The organism is Exiguobacterium sp. J17977, assembly GCF_018616375.1.
GTDB classification, from domain to species: Bacteria; Bacillota; Bacilli; order Exiguobacteriales; family Exiguobacteriaceae; genus Exiguobacterium; species Exiguobacterium mexicanum.
The window spans coordinates 23,689-38,714 of record NZ_JAEQBB010000005.1 but is presented as its reverse complement, the minus strand read 5'-3'; the positions used below and the strand labels follow the sequence as shown (position 1 = coordinate 38,714).

14 protein-coding genes are annotated in these 15,026 nt (G+C 52.5%); 5 read left to right on the top strand and 9 right to left on the bottom strand.

What is annotated here, in order from left to right:
- Positions 1-3 precede the first annotated feature (3 nt).
- Positions 4-1,257, bottom strand: a complete 1,254-nt coding sequence (locus tag KNO58_RS10025; protein ID WP_214715122.1) for an MFS transporter — start codon at positions 1,255-1,257, stop codon at positions 4-6.
- Positions 1,258-1,367: 110 nt separating this feature from the next.
- Between KNO58_RS10025 and KNO58_RS10020 the strand changes: the two genes are divergently transcribed.
- Positions 1,368-2,558, top strand: a complete 1,191-nt coding sequence (locus KNO58_RS10020; protein WP_029596300.1) for a helix-turn-helix domain-containing protein — start codon at positions 1,368-1,370, stop codon at positions 2,556-2,558.
- Between the two features lie 4 nt (positions 2,559-2,562).
- Here KNO58_RS10020 and KNO58_RS10015 read toward each other — a convergent pair whose 3' ends face one another.
- Both KNO58_RS10015 and KNO58_RS10010 read right to left on the bottom strand, forming a co-directional pair.
- The gene (locus tag KNO58_RS10015; protein ID WP_214753575.1) at positions 2,563-3,570 is read right to left on the bottom strand and encodes a S66 family peptidase; all 1,008 of its coding nucleotides are present in this window, start codon (positions 3,568-3,570) and stop codon (positions 2,563-2,565) included.
- A gap of 63 nt (positions 3,571-3,633) precedes the next feature.
- A complete protein-coding gene (locus KNO58_RS10010) occupies positions 3,634-3,960 on the bottom strand; it encodes a winged helix-turn-helix transcriptional regulator (protein ID WP_214753573.1) in 327 nt (108 codons plus the stop codon).
- 107 nt (positions 3,961-4,067) lie between these two features.
- Here KNO58_RS10010 and KNO58_RS10005 point away from each other — a divergent pair, with 107 nt between their 5' ends.
- Complete coding sequence (locus tag KNO58_RS10005) at positions 4,068-4,868, top strand: VOC family protein (RefSeq protein WP_214753570.1); 801 nt, start codon at positions 4,068-4,070, stop codon at positions 4,866-4,868.
- A gap of 13 nt (positions 4,869-4,881) precedes the next feature.
- Here KNO58_RS10005 and KNO58_RS10000 read toward each other — a convergent pair whose 3' ends face one another.
- On the bottom strand, positions 4,882-5,874 hold the full coding sequence (locus KNO58_RS10000; protein WP_021068063.1) for a 5'-3' exonuclease: 993 nt from the start codon (positions 5,872-5,874) through the stop codon (positions 4,882-4,884).
- 192 nt (positions 5,875-6,066) lie between these two features.
- Complete coding sequence (locus tag KNO58_RS09995) at positions 6,067-7,389, bottom strand: hemolysin family protein (protein ID WP_251026197.1); 1,323 nt, start codon at positions 7,387-7,389, stop codon at positions 6,067-6,069.
- Between the two features lie 192 nt (positions 7,390-7,581).
- Between KNO58_RS09995 and KNO58_RS09990 the strand changes: the two genes are divergently transcribed.
- Complete coding sequence (locus KNO58_RS09990; protein ID WP_029596296.1) at positions 7,582-8,379, top strand: glucose 1-dehydrogenase; 798 nt, start codon at positions 7,582-7,584, stop codon at positions 8,377-8,379.
- 42 nt (positions 8,380-8,421) lie between these two features.
- Here the strand turns inward: KNO58_RS09990 and KNO58_RS09985 are convergent, their stop codons facing one another.
- Complete coding sequence (locus KNO58_RS09985; protein ID WP_214753568.1) at positions 8,422-10,377, bottom strand: HAMP domain-containing sensor histidine kinase; 1,956 nt, start codon at positions 10,375-10,377, stop codon at positions 8,422-8,424.
- Positions 10,378-10,568: 191 nt separating this feature from the next.
- Between KNO58_RS09985 and KNO58_RS09980 the strand changes: the two genes are divergently transcribed.
- Both KNO58_RS09980 and KNO58_RS09975 read left to right on the top strand, forming a co-directional pair.
- Positions 10,569-10,889 carry a PadR family transcriptional regulator gene (locus KNO58_RS09980; protein WP_021068067.1) on the top strand — a complete coding sequence of 107 codons (321 nt, stop codon included), beginning with the start codon at positions 10,569-10,571 and terminating at the stop codon, positions 10,887-10,889.
- Positions 10,886-11,911 carry a DUF4097 family beta strand repeat-containing protein gene (locus KNO58_RS09975; protein WP_214753566.1) on the top strand — a complete coding sequence of 342 codons (1,026 nt, stop codon included), beginning with the start codon at positions 10,886-10,888 and terminating at the stop codon, positions 11,909-11,911. The genes KNO58_RS09980 and KNO58_RS09975 overlap by 4 nt, the downstream gene beginning before the upstream one ends.
- 49 nt (positions 11,912-11,960) lie before the next feature.
- On the opposite strand, the gene KNO58_RS09970 is transcribed toward KNO58_RS09975, so the two are convergent.
- The 3 genes from KNO58_RS09970 to KNO58_RS09960 are packed head-to-tail and all read right to left on the bottom strand — an operon-like array spanning position 11,961 to position 14,796.
- Positions 11,961-12,656: a LutC/YkgG family protein gene (locus KNO58_RS09970; RefSeq protein WP_214753564.1), complete on the bottom strand. Its 696-nt coding sequence runs from the start codon at positions 12,654-12,656 to the stop codon at positions 11,961-11,963.
- On the bottom strand, positions 12,653-14,056 hold the full coding sequence (locus KNO58_RS09965) for a LutB/LldF family L-lactate oxidation iron-sulfur protein (RefSeq protein ID WP_376778142.1): 1,404 nt from the start codon (positions 14,054-14,056) through the stop codon (positions 12,653-12,655). Before KNO58_RS09965 ends, KNO58_RS09970 begins: the two co-directional genes overlap by 4 nt.
- A gap of 2 nt (positions 14,057-14,058) precedes the next feature.
- A complete protein-coding gene (locus tag KNO58_RS09960; protein WP_214753560.1) occupies positions 14,059-14,796 on the bottom strand; it encodes a (Fe-S)-binding protein in 738 nt (245 codons plus the stop codon).
- Between the last annotated feature and the right edge of the window lie 230 nt (positions 14,797-15,026).

Genomic DNA, 15,026 nt, shown 5'->3' with positions numbered 1-15,026 from the left:
CGTTCATGCACTCTCTGCTTGCGCTGACACAGCGGCTTTTTCGGCAGTGATGTCGTGACGGATCCGATACATCGCGAACAACGTGATGGTGAGCAGGCAGAGCATGCAAATCGTATAGAGTGAAGCGACCGGCATCCATTCGCTTAATAGGCCAAACACGATGAAGCCGAACGGTGTGATGCCCATCGCGAGGGATTCGAGGACACCAATCACGCGACCGAGATAACTCGGTTCCGTGTTCGTCTGTAAATAGAGCTGGATGGGGATATTGACACGGATGATGAAGAACCCGCTTAATAAGGCGAAACCAGCGAAGAAGACGATAGCTGGTGTGACTGAGAAGTCGAAATAGAGCGGGACGGCCGGTCCGATAAAGAGGCAACTCATAATGATGAGCGCGGTTCGGGTCGTGGCTAGCCGATGTTTGATTTGAAAGACCGGCAATGCATGGGCGAGCGAGGCGACTAAAAATCCGACGGCGAACATGCTTTCTAAAAATCCGAATTGAAGCGGGCTGACGCCGATTTCTTGTAGGGCGGCAATCGGGAACAGCACTTCGGTGGCAACAAAAAAGAAATTGAGCAAGGCGGCCAAGAGGGTCAACGTCCAAAGTACGCGCTGGCGTTTCAAGTAGCGGAAGCCAGACCGGACCTCGGACCAAGTCGATTGCTCGCTGGGGACATGGTCGTACGCTTTAAAGTGGAGACGAGAGGCGACAAGAGCGGCGATCATAAATAAGAGAGACGAGCTGAAGAGAAACGCTGATACCGGAAGTAACGTGAACAGTGCCCCGGCGAGCAGCGGCGTGCCGATGCTTGAGATGGAGATGGTACTTTGAATGAGGGAATTGGCGCGTTGGAGTCCGTCTTCGTCGAACAAGAATGGAATCGAACTCGATAATGTGACGGATAAGAAAGTCGAGACGACAGAGAGCAGACATGTGATAATCAAGAAAGCAGGAACGCCGAACGTCCAGACGAGACTCGCGATGCCGGCAGCTAAAAATAATAAGGCGTTCACGGACTCCATCGTAATGATCACGCGCTTGCGATCCAGTTTGTCGGCAAACGCCCCAGCAAACGGAGATAATAAGACACGTGGCACTGTGCCGGCAAGCAAGACGAGTGCGAACTGTAGTCCCGAACCGGACGTCGTCAGAACCGTCAGTCCCGCGACGAACGTGAAGAGACTGGATGCAAACAACGACATGAATTTTCCGAGCAATAATACATACAAGTTTGATGAAGTGGTCGTCATATCGATTCTCCTTTACAGTTAAGTTCAATCTGATTTAACTTTATAGTAAACGATGACACTCGATTTGTATACAATAAGTTCAATTAAATTTAACTTTTAAGAGGTGCTCTATGATTGGACAACGGATTAAAGCGTTACGCAAAGAAAAAAAACTGACGCAAAGCCAGCTCGCTGAAGGCATCATCACGAAATCGATGCTCAGTATGATTGAGAACGGCAAAGCAGAGACGTCGATGCGCAGCCTTCGTGAAATCGCGAAACGACTCGACGTGTCGGTACAGTCATTGCTCGTCGATCCTCGCGAGGAGGACTTACAGAAAATCGTCGAGGAGATTGAATATACGCAAGGAGGTCTCCACTCATGGGAAGACGAGGCCGTTCAGAAGGCGCTCCTCCCTTACGTGGACGTTGAGATGAACTCGGTATGGCAAGGGAAGGCGTACACGTTACTCGCGGACAGTGTATTTTATAGTGGGAATCAACAACAACTGTTGGAGTGGTATGATCGGGCAATCGCGGTGTTTGAGCGGCTCGAGGAGAAAGAAGAATTGATTATGGCCCGCATCAGCCAAGCGTTTTATCTGCTTATGTGGAATCGGTTTGATGAGGCAATTGAACGGATCGATACGATTGAATTGATTGATTCGAGAAGCATGAAGACGAAGACCCGCGTCGAATTCAGCATGTTGATGGTGTTCCGAAATATGTTGTATGACGACGATTTACCGGGCGCGATTCGTCGTCTCGAGGACACGCTCGATTATATGAAACGAACGAAAATGTATTATCGGGTCGACGATGTGTATCGAACGATTGCGATTTGTGCCCTCTATTTGAAAGATGAAGCGGCGATTGTCGATGCGCTGCAAAAAGCGAAACAATACACGAATTTCACGGACGACGTGACGATGAAAATACGCTTGGCGATGACGGAAGCGCTCTATGCGATTGAATATCGGAAGACGGAGCTGCTCCATCAACAGATTGTGGTCATGAACCAACTGCTAGACGGAAATACAGAATTCATCGCGGCGTTCGAGATGAGTAAAGGTGTCTATTTCGCCTTGACCGGTGAGACAGAGGCAGCCCGGCAATCGTTTTTGAAACTGTTGGAGCATCATGATCAATGGTCGAAGCATGGATTTGTCGATCAAGCGATTTATTTCGAAGGGTTATTAATTGGAACGAGTCACGGGTGTGGGGATGAATGGGTCCCGTTGATCGAACGAGAAGTGGGTCTGTTCCCGGAAGGTCGTTTCCGCAGCCATCTGATGTCGCTCATCAAAAAAATCAAGGGCTGACGCGTCAGCCCTTGAACGTTTGAATGAGTGTCCCTTTGCCGTCCTCGACTTGAATCGAGGCGTGGGCACCGTTGATGAGTGTCATTTGCGGCGGGACGTGCCCGCAGTCGATATCGTAAATGACAGGGACGTCGAGCAAGTACTGCAGTTCCGCATACACGTCTTCTGCCGTGTAGCCTTGGACGGGCTGTTGGGCCGCGCTACGCCCGAACAGAATGCCAGACGTATGATTGAACCAACCGCCCCACTTCATTTGAAGCAGGGTCCGTTTGAGTGCCGGGACATCGAGCTCGGCGTTTTCGAAATACCAAAGGATCGGCTCCCCGTTCAAATGGGTCTGTTGGAACGTGGCGACGTCGCCGTACGGTGTACCAATCGTATGCATCAGGACATCGATACAGCCGCCGAGCAGTCGTCCGGTCGCTTCTGTCCCGCCGAGTGATTTCCACTCCGTCGGTTCGGTCAAATGATAGACGTGCGGGCTCGGGTTCTCATGTTGCCACTCTTTTTGGAACTGTTCCGAGGCGAGCTGGATGACCGTCTCGCCTTCTTTCGCTGAAACGACGTCGAGCCAACGTGAGCTCGTCGCATCCCATTCTTCGCCGCGCAGGTCGACGAGGTTCGTCCCGTGAGCAGAGGCGATGCCGGTCTTGAGCGTATACACGAATAGGAATAAGCTGACGTCCGAATAGCCGAGCATCCATTTCGGCGGGAGCGCGTCCCAGTCAATCGAGTCTAGCAACTCAATCAAAAGGACGCCGCCCCATGGCGGGATAATTAAATCGATGGCGTCATCGTGGAACAAACGCGTCAATTCATCGGCCCGGACTTTTGCCGGTGCCGATTTTGCTTTGTCTTGCGTCCAGACCGATGGCTCGAATTGGAGCGTGAACCCGTGGCGGCTGAATGTCGCCTCGGCTTCATGGAGCAGGCCGTGCAATTCAGCGGGAACGCCAGATGAAGGGGCCGTCACACCGAAGTGATGTCCGGTCAATTGTGGATAACGAATCATGTGAGCCTCCTGTGGATAAGTGATAGATGGGAATACGGAAACGAGTTATCCACATGTGGACAATCATTTTTGGCGCATCCGTTCTGCGTGTTGGATGCCCCAAGCGTTCATCGTCTCGAGCACTGGAATCAATGTCTTCCCATACTCGCTCAAGCGATAGTCCACACGGGGCGGCACTTTGGGATAGACGGTGCGGATGATGATGTCTTGCTCCTCTAAATCGCGAAGCTGTGCCGTCAAAATCTTTTGGCTGATATTCGGGAGCGAGCGTTTCAACTCGCTGAACCGTAACGTGTCTTCATTGATGAGCGCGAGTAAAATCGACGGTTTCCATTTTCCCGTGATCATCTCGAGCGCGGTATCGACTTCGCAACTTGAAATCAGTGGCATCAGTCTCACTCCTCTCTAAAGTATCCTTTAGGTAACTATACCACCTTTTTGTGCCGTCTTCTGTCGATTCTACTTAGCGGGTATACTGAGGATAGAGGTGATCAAGGATGAACTTAACAAACATTAAACTCGGCGCCGTCACGTTGCGCGTCAACGATTTAGAAACGATGAAAACGTATTATGAGCGCATCATCGGAATGGATGTACTCGAGACGTCAGAACATCGCGTCACGCTCGGAACGAAGGAAATGGCGCTCGTCGTCTTACATGAAGTGAGCGGCGTGCGTCCAAATCCACGAACAGCGGGCTTGTTCCATATGGCCATCCTATTGCCAAACCGCGTCGAACTCGGACGGATTCTCCGTCACTTGATTGAACAACGAATCGAAGTCGGACAAGGTGACCATTTGGTCAGCGAGGCGTTCTATTTGAGTGATCCGGAAGGTAACGGCATCGAGCTCTACGCCGACCGTCCCCGCGAGCAGTGGGAATATGAAGCGAATGGTCATGTGAAGATGTCGACGGACCCCGTTGAGTATGAATCGATGCTCGAGGCGGCAGCGGATCGTCCGTTCACGGGTCTGCCGAACGGGACGACGATGGGACATGTACACTTCAAAGTACGTTCCCTAGAAGCGGCAAAATTATTCTATCAAGATCGTCTCGGTTTCACGGTGACGACCGATTCATATCCGGGTGCCTTATTTTTAGCGGCCGATGGTTATCATCACCACATCGGAACGAACGTCTGGGCCCGGCCGAGCCAACCGATGGGACAAGAGGCCGGTCTGGAAGCGTGGACGCTCTTGGTCGATGCGGCCACGAATCGCGAACTCGGTGGGACGACATCGGAATGGTCGCTCACCGATGACGACGGCATCACGGTCAATATAAAAAGCGTGGACTAATGTCCGCGCTTTTTTAGCGTGCTGAAATTTTCTTTTGACTTGAATCAAACGAGAGGCGAATGCCGCGCTTTTGATACGCTTGTTCGACACGTTTTGAATTGATGCTGAGCTCAAGATGAGCGAGTTTCAAATGTTCAAGTTCTGGCACCGTGACATCGAGACGGACGAGCTCCATGTTGCGCTCGGCCTTTTTACGTGTGCGTCTCAAGTTACGGGGCACTTCTTCTGACGTCAGTGCCGCGATCGTTTCATTGATCAATTGTCGTTTGTCGCCTTTGACGCTGAGCGCCGTATAGAGCTTGTCGAGCGAACCGAAGCGTTTGATTAACTGGACCGATTGACTTTCATCTAATCCGGCCACAGGTGGAATCCCGTCTGAACGGTCTCCTGTCAATGCTTTGACTGCTGAGAGCTGTTTTGGCTTCAATCCCTCGTACAATGCCGCAATCTCCTCAGGGCGAATCTCGAGATGTCGCTTGAGCGGGAGCGGGCGATTGTCTTTGATGTCGCATCGAGCCTGCATTTGTTGCAGCTCTTGCGTTTGAAGCCAGACGGTGATGCGTGGGCTCACGAGCTGAAGCAAGTCCTTGTCTTTCGTCATGATGACGACAGGGGCGCTACAGCTGAACTTCCGAGCGATATGAGCAATCAAATCTTCACCTTCATAGCCTTCGACTTGATATTGCGGAATGCCGCTCTCTTCAAGCAATTGGCGCATGAGTTCCATTTGTGCTTTCAACTCGGGTGGTGTCTGGCGGCGACGGCGTTTATAGCCTGGATAAAGCTCGCGGCGCCATAATGTTTCACGTGAGACGTCCCACACGACGACAAAATGAGTCGGACGATGTCTGCGTAGAATCGTCCGGATGAGGCCGGTCATACCGATGACGGCACTCCGATCGTTTTTAGATACCTCGCGTCCTTTTTTCGTTCGGCTCGCGGCGGCACCATAGTAGGCACTGGCCAGCATGGAGTTTCCGTCAATTAAAAATAGTTTACGTTCCATGCGTAACCTTCTTTCTGTAGTTGTTGGACCGAACATTGATGAACTGTTCGGTGATGTTGTGTCAATGAGTGACACGCACTCAAATTAGCAACATATGTGCAGTATATCACGACAGGACATGAAAATATAGCGACAGTTCGACCGCTCCACGAAAAGCCCTCCCCGAAAAATCGGGGAGGGCGGTCCATTGAGTCAGTCGAGTTCAGGTTGAATCTCGTCTTTATGGGCTAAAATCAAATCGACGAAAACGACGCGGTGATTGTCGATTTCACGGACGATCAGTTCATGTTCGCCCGGTAAGACGAACCGTTCACCGGTGCGGGCATTCGCTTTTTGCGATAAGACGAATCCGCCGATTGTATCGACGTCATCCTCGATTTCGATGCCGAACCGTTCTTCAATCTCTTGCGTCAAGACGAGACCGGACAAGCGGTAATGACCGGGTGTGACTTCGGTGATTTCAGCCTGTTCGTCACGGTCGAACTCGTCACGAATCTCTCCGACGATTTCCTCGAGGATGTCCTCGATCGTGAGAAGACCGGCCGTACCGCCGTACTCATCGATGACGAGACACATCATCGTCCGCGCGTTCTGCATTTTCACCATCGCTTCTTGGAGCGGTGTGAATTCCGTCACGAGCGGAAGCTGATGAATGAACGTCTCGAACGGGGCATCGCTTTTGACGAGTTGAGCGGTGAATAGCTGTTTGGCGTTGATGAAGCCAAGCACGTCATCGCGGTCGCCCTCACGCGTGACCGGATAACGGGTGTATTGATGTTCTTGGACGGTAGCGATAATCGTCTCAATCGAGTCTTCTTCGTCGATGGTCACCATGTTCATTCGTGGGACCATCGCGTCCTTGGCGATCCGTTCGTCGAAGGAGAAGATGTTTTGAACGTAGGCGAGCTCATTCTCGTTGATTTCTCCGCTGCGGAAGCTCTCGGTCATGATGATCTTAAGTTCCTCTTCCGAGTGCGCCGTCTCTTGTGCGGTCGTCTGCACGCCGAACAAGCGCAACGTCAACCGGGCCGTCCCGTTCAACACATGGATAAACGGATACAGTAATTTCGTGAAGAAATAGAGCGGTCGGGCGACGAGTAACGTCAAGCGTTCGGCTTCATGCACAGCAAGCGTTTTCGGGACGAGTTCCCCGATGACGACGTGTAGAAAGGCAATCAGCAAGAAGGCAATCAAGAAAGATAGGATGGTCGCGAGCGACGATGAGACGTTCAAGCGGTCGACGAGCGGTTGAATCATTCCTTCGATTTGGTCCGCGCCAATCCAGCCTAGCCCGAGGGCTGCGAGTGTGATGCCAAACTGTGAGGCCGATAGCGAGTCATCGAGATTCTCAATCACTTTCTTGGCGACAGCGGCCCGTCGGTTCCCTTCGAGCACGAGTTGGTCGAGTCGGGCACCGCGCACTTTGACGATGGAGAATTCGGCCGCCACGAAAAAGGCGGTCATAAAAATGAGCAAGGCGACGATCAATAAGCTGAGTAACATGGGACTGTCCAAAAATTCCCCCAAAAATCGGGGAGTCACCTCCATTAACGTTAAGTCGTATGTCGTTCAGGAGAATCCCTGAAAACGAATAGTTTGTTTCAGTATAGTAGATTTACCAAAAATATTCAAAAAACAGGCGGAAAGGTTTCACCAAGAGGGGAATGAGGGAACTACAAATCGAGAAGAGACGAAGGAGGAATTGATATGGCTAACTATCCAGAACTAAAAGGAAAAGTCGCGGTCATCACCGGGAGTTCGAAGGGACTCGGGCGAGCCATCGCGGAACGATATGCGAAAGAAGGGGTCCATGTCGTCTTGAACTATCGTAGCAGTGAGGACGAGATGAACAAGGTCATTGAAGGCATCGAGGCCGCTGGCGGGAAAGCGGTCGCGGTCAAAGGGGACGTCGCGGAAGAGGGCCTCGCCGAGAAGATGATTGAAACGGCCGTGTCCGAGTTTGGGAAGATGGACATCTTTGTCAACAACGCCGGCGTACAGGTCGAGGCGAAAACGCACGAGATGGAGCTCGATAACTGGAAGAAAATCATCGACACGAACTTGACGGGAACGTTCCTCGGTGTACGTGCCGCCCTCAAATACTTTGTCGACCACGAGATTCAAGGAAACATCATCAACATGTCATCGGTGCACGAAGTGATTCCGCGTCCGGGCTATACGCATTATGCGGCGAGCAAAGGTGGCGTCAAGATGTTCACGAAATCGGTCGCGCTCGAGTACGCACCGAACAAAATCCGTGTCAACGGCATCGCGCCAGGTGCCATTGATACACCAATCAACGAAGAGACGATGCAAGACCCTGAAGAGAAGAAAGGGCTAGAGGCACTTATCCCGACCCATGAGATTGGACGTCCGGAACAGATTGCGGCCGTTGCGGCATGGCTCGCTTCAGACGAGTCATCGTACGTCACCGGCGCAACGATTTTCGCGGACGGAGGCTTGTCGCTCTATCCATCATTCGGTCCTGAAAATAAAGTGCAATGACAACAGGGAGGCTCCGCGTCAAGCGAAGCCTCCCTTTGTTTATTAACTGCTTAGTTGATCTTCCGCCGCGTATTTGGGCAAGATGATGGTGAACGTCGAGCCGTGGCCGACGCTCGAATCGACGCGAATCGTTCCGCCGTGTCCTTCGGCAATTTCTTTACAGATGGCGAGGCCGAGGCCCGTGCCACCGATTTTACGACTAGCCGAGTTGTCGACGCGATAAAACTTGTCGAACAGTTTCGGCAGCGCCGACGTCGGAATGCCGATGCCGGTGTCTTGAATCGAAATCTCGATGACATCGGACTTGTCATTCGTGACGCAGACGGCGACTTTTCCGCCTTCTGGTGAATATTTGATCGCGTTGTGGAGCAAGTTCGTGAACAGTTGACTCAAGCGATCCCGATCACCGTATACATATAGATTCGTATCACATTCGAGGTCGAGCTGATGATGTTCACTCGCGCCTTGATGGATAGCAATCGTCTCTTTCAAGATGGCATGTAGGCTCTCGGGTTGGCTATGGTACGTCTGTTTTCCGGACTCCATCCGTTGCACATCGAGCAGGTTGGAGATCAAGTCTTCGAGACGGAGCGTCTCTTGGTGAATCATCCCTAAATATTGATCGATGCGCTCCGCGGGCATCGTCCGATAGCGAAGCAACTCGGTGAAACCGATGATGCTCGTGAGCGGTGTGCGCAGTTCGTGCGACACGGTCGACACGAGTTCCGTTTTCAAACGGTCGACCTCGGTCTCTTGCGTCACATCCCGGAAAACGAGCATCGTGCCGTGACGGGTGCCGCGCAAGTGGATTTTCTCCGCATACATCTGAATGAAGCGTTCTTCTTGATTCATCGAGAACGTCACACTTTCTTCCATGCTCTCGCCATCAAACGCGCGGCGCATGAATGAGAAGAACGAGTCTTTTTGATCGACTTGGAAACCAAGTTCTTCTAAATCGGCATCCAAACGATACAAGTCCATCTCGTTCCGTTTCGTGGCGGCTTGATTGAACATGATGAAGAGGGCCTGGTTGGCGAACTTCTCATGTGTCGTATGCTCGACATAAATGACCGCATCACGAATCGAGTGCAGGAGGCGCGCCGTTTTCTCGCGTTCTTCCTCGACTTGGTTGCGTTGTGTCGCGAGCGAAGAGGCCATTTGACGGAATGAGTTCGTCAATTGTCCGACCTCGTTTCGTGAAGATACGGCCGCTGGAATCGGAATGATGCGTTCATCCGCCAATCGTTCACTGTTGACGATCAACTCTTGAAGTTGACCGGTTAATCGTTTCACGTAAGGACGAGCAGCGATAAAGAGGACGAGCAACACGGCGAGGAGGGAGAGGAGCCAGAGCACTTGCGCCCACTTTGTATGAGTGGCGAGTTGTTCTCGCAACTGATTCTCTTCTTCATTCAACGAGTTGCGGTATTCGGTGAACACCGTCTCCATATCGACGATGCTCGCACTCATGTCAGCTGCACTTTTTGAGTTGATTTTAAATTTGCGGTCGGCAGGCGGTTCCGCTTGCGGTGTCACTTTACCGAGCGTCGGCATTTTCAAGAACGGTTCTGTGACCGTCCCTTCGCGTTTGGCGATGACATATCGCTCTAGACTCGGCATGACGCGTTGTTGATAGGCCGAAAAGAGCGTCCGCGCGTCGCTTGCATACGTTTTCTCTTTTTCAGTGACCGCGTTCGTCTCGAACCATGCGGTCTGAATCTCAATTAAGTCTTGTTTTTCTTTCACGCGAGCGAGCATCGCCTCGTCGCCGAGGATGACATACCCGCGCATTTCATATTGCATCGACTGCCACGTCTCGAATAGTTCAGTCGCGTTCGTGCGACGTTCACTAATGTTCTCGAGCGATGACGTCGTTTGTTCGATTCGGTTTTCCGTATACATGTACACGGCGAGTGAGGTAAGGAGGATCAGTCCGATGAATAAATAGAAGACGAATAAAAACTGTCTTCCGATCCGCTGGTCAATCCATGCTTTCATAAAGACCGTTCCTTCCTGGAACTGCGTACGTTCCTACTGTGACAAATATCCTGCGAGTGTCGTTCCTTCATTGTACAGATTTGAACCAGTTGTTTCCACCAATCAAGAAATAAGCGGAAATTTAACTATTATCTATTGAATAATAGTGAATGATAAGCTATTGTTTAATGTATAGTAGAGGAGGCGAAGAAATGAACCCTCAGTTCAAGAAAGGCGTACTCAATTTATGTGTGCTCGCGCTCGTCGAGACGCATGACCGCTACGGGTATGAGCTCGTACAAGCCATCTCGGCAAAAGTCGCCATCTCGGAAGGGGCCGTCTATCCGCTCCTGCGGCGACTCACCTCGGACGGGTACTTCACAACGTACTTAAAGGAGTCGGCAGAAGGACCACCGCGAAAGTATTACACGATCACAGAGCAGGGGAAAGCTCATTTGGCAGAACTACGTGCGGAATGGGAAGCGTTCACGACCGGTGTCAACGAATTGATTGAAGGGGGAACGGACAAATGACAGAAGAACAATATTTATTGGAACTCGAACGGTTACTGATGGGAATGAGCGTCATCGAGCGGGTCGACATTTTACGGGATGTGTCGGAATACTTTGCGAGTGGACGAATCGACGGGAAGACAGATGCGGCGATGATTGAGGAACTCGGGGCGCCAAGCGCGCTCGCGAGCGAGTTGCTCGAATCAAACGAGGCCTCGTCTGAGGTGCGCAAAGAACCGGCCGTTGTCAAAAGCCAGAACGTGGCGTTTCGCAACGTCTCAATCAACGTCCTGCAAGCACACGTCCAAGTCGTGCCGTCTCATGACGGCTTTGCCTACGCCACGCTCGAGACGGAACGGGATCATGGGGTGACGATGGAAATCGTCGGGGACACCCTGGAGATTCGAATCGAGTCGGAGCGCCGGTTCGGTCTGTCGAACTTGTTTGCCTGGGCGGTGACCAAGGCACCGGTGTTACACGTCGAGCTGCCACGCCATGCGTATGAGCAGGTCGTCTTGAAAAATCGTCTCGGCTCCTGTGATGTGCGCAATCTCGAGGCTGCATCGGTCGAGGTCGAGAGCGAGAACGGGACCATCACGGCCCATACCGTTAGCGCTAAGCGAGGCTCATTCCGCTCTTCGAACGGGAAAGTCAGTCTCACGTCGATGACAGGCCAGGACCTTGACGCGCAATCGTCGAACGGACGCGTGGAAGTGCTTGGCTCGACTGTCGATCGTCTCGAGGTTCAGTCGTCGAACGGCCGTCTCGATATTCATGACGTGACTGGGACGGTCGAGGCAAAGACATCGAACGGACGCATCGACTGTGTCATCGATGCGCTCGAGCATCCGGTCCGTCTGAAGACGAGCAACGGTCGCATCGATGTGCGTCTGAAGCGAGATCCGCGTGATGCCGTCATCCGGGCCAAGACACGGAACGGCAAAGTCGAACTGTTCGGAGACCGGGCGAACGAGCGAACGTTCGGCGACGGGACGGTCGAACTCAAACTGACGAGCTCGAATGGGAGCATCACTGTCGAATAAGCATGAAAAAAGACTCGCGCGTGAGTTGTTCACGCGCGAGTCTTTTTGTTTACAGATCATGGACGAGCACGTAGGCGACACGAATCGGTCCGTGTACCCCGACAATCAAGTTCATCTCGATATCGGCCGAGTTCGATGGGCCCGAGATGAAGTTGACCCCGTTTGGCGACGCGAGGTCCCCGTCTCGATCTAACGCACTGAGCCGTTTGGCCGCCTGCGTCATCCGTGGGACGAGCACCGATTTTGGGATGATAGCGATATGGTCACGTGGCAATAAGCTGACCGTACGTGATTTCCCAGGAGCTGCGTACTGGACGATCGTCGCACTCTCGGCAAGTGCCTGATCGGCGATCGTGATACCGATATCGGCTTTTATGGCGAGGGCACGGCTATCTTCCGGTCGCTCCGCATCCCACCAGTCGAACGATGCGCTCGTGTTGGGGGCCCACGCCTGAATCCGGTCATCATGCTCGGCGATGATGGCCTCTCCTTCATACCGGTCAATCAACAGGCGGAGCGTATCGTCGAGGTTGGCCGACTCGCATTCGACGACGTCGGTGTGGATACGCGTCGCGACCATACGGAACGTCTCGAGCAGTTCCTCGTCGGACGCGTCTTTCAACACCTCGTCTTGCGGCCGGTGCTTATATGCTCGTTTTGGCGGCGTCAAGTCGACGTCACGTCCGAGTTGCCCCGCAATCCGTTTTAGAAAATCCTCGCGATTGGTGATCGTGCCTGGATTCATTTTGCATCCCCCCGTTTCTTGAACCAATCCCGTACCGTCTGCTTGGCCGGTTGTGGCAAGTCTTTCGAATCTGTCCATGCCGGTAACCCTTTGTCGATTTGTCCCGCTTTCGTGAACGGGGACGACGCATAAGGGGCGATGTGTTCGGCCGCTTCAAATAAGAACGGACTTGAGGACGTGACAGCGAAGCCTTTCATGGCGATGCGCTCGACGAACGGTGATTGTTTCTTCTCTTCGACGATGACCCGGCGATGCTCAATCAACAGTTCGTGAAGCGGGATTTTGACCGGACAGGCTTCCGTACAGGCACCGCATAGGCTCGAGGCGTATGGCAACTCTTTATAGTTTTCGTAGCCGTCAAGGAGCGGGGCGAGCACGGCACCGATCGGTCCGGAATAAATCGAGCCGTAGGCATGGCCCCCGATGTGGCGGTAGACCGGACAGACGTTGATACAGGAGGCGCAACGGATACATTGAAGCACCGATTGGAATTGCGTGCCGAGGATACCAGAGCGTTTGTTGTCGACGATGACGAGATGGAACTCCTCGGGTCCATCGACTTCGCCGTGGCCGCGCGTACCGGCAAACGTCGTGATATATGACGTAAGGCGTTGACCGACAGCGCTCCGGCATAACATGTTGACGAGCACTTCGAACTCCTCATACGACGGCACAATCCGTTCCATTCCCATGACCGAGATGACCGTGTCCGGAAGCGACGTTACCATGCGGCCGTTTCCTTCGTTTGTCACGAGCCCGACGGCACCGCTCTCGGCGATAGCGAAGTTACAGCCGGTGATGCCGACATCCGCTTTTAAAAAGTCTTTCCGCAACTCACGGCGAGCGTAACGTCCGAGCTCGGTCGGGTCGTTCGACCCTTCATAGCCATGCGTCGTGAACGTCTTATGGACAGCGTTACGGTCTTTGTGCAGGGCCGGGGCGATGATATGTGAGGGTGGTTCGTGATCGAGTTGCAAAATCCATTCCCCGAGGTCGGACTCGACGACCATACATCCTTCCGCTTGGAGCGCATCGTTCAAGCCGATCTCTTCTGTCACCATCGACTTGGCTTTGACGATGTGCTTGGCATTCTTGGCGCGGACGACTTCCCGGATGTACCGGTTCGCTTCTTCCGGCGTCTCGGCGAAGAAGACGTTACCGCCTCGTTTGGAGATATTTTCGCTCAATTGATATAAGTAATAGTCGAGATGCTCGAGCACGTGTTGCCGAATCTCTTCCGAATGGTCCCGAAATGCTTCCCAATCCCCTAACTCTTCGGCCGCGTGCAGCCGTACGTCACGCAGACGGTTCTGGGCCGAACTGACGGCTTGCCGCATGAACGGATTATCAATTCCGTCTTTGCGTCGATCTTGAAACTTCTCATCTAACCGAATCCCCATGCTCATGCTTGTTTCACCCCTTCATTCAACACTTCCGCGATATGCATCACTTTAATCGGATGACCTTGTTTATGGAGGCGTCCCCCGATATTCATCAAACACGAGGCGTCCGCCCCGATGAGCACCTCGGCTCCCGAGTTCAAAATCGATTCAACTTTCTCATCGACCATTTGCACCGAGACGTCTGGCATCTTGACGGAGAATGTTCCCCCGAAACCGCAACAGTTGTGGACATTGTCGAGCGGGAGCATCGTCAAGCCGTCGACATTTTTGAGCAACTGCCCCGGTGCCGCCTCGATGCCGAGCAGGCGCGTCATATGGCACGAGGCGTGGTATGTCGCCTTAGCCGGGAACTTGGCCCCGACGTCCGTCAATTCGAGTACGTCGACGATGAACTGCGTCAACTCGAACGTCTTCGCCGCATGGGCCTCGGCCCGCATCTTCCAGGCAAGGTCATCTTTGAACAAGTGTGGATAGTCGCGCATCATCATGACACATGAACCGGAAGGGCCGACGATATAATCGGCATCGGCCTTCTCGAACGTCTCAATCATATGCTTCGCAATCTTCTTCGTCTCTTCATGGTAGCCGCTGTTATAGGCAGGCTGCCCGCAACACGTCTGCTCAAACGGGAAACTGACGTCACAACCTAGATGTTCTAATAGTTCGACCGTCGCTTGTCCTACCGATGGGAACAACGTATCAGAGAGACAAGTGACGAACAGTGCCACTTTAGGCATGTCCATTCCTTCTTTCCTGTTCATAGTTATATTCGTAAACGGTTTCACAGTTATTATTCCATAACAAACAGCCACAAAACAGAAAAATGGGACGAATCTCTCAAATAAATGTAAAATCCTACCTAATTGAGAACTAAATGATAATGAATCAATATTCAGGATAGAACTGATATACGACAGTGTTCCCGTGCTGAATAACAGAAAAACCCTCGTCGGTCGACGAGGGTCCG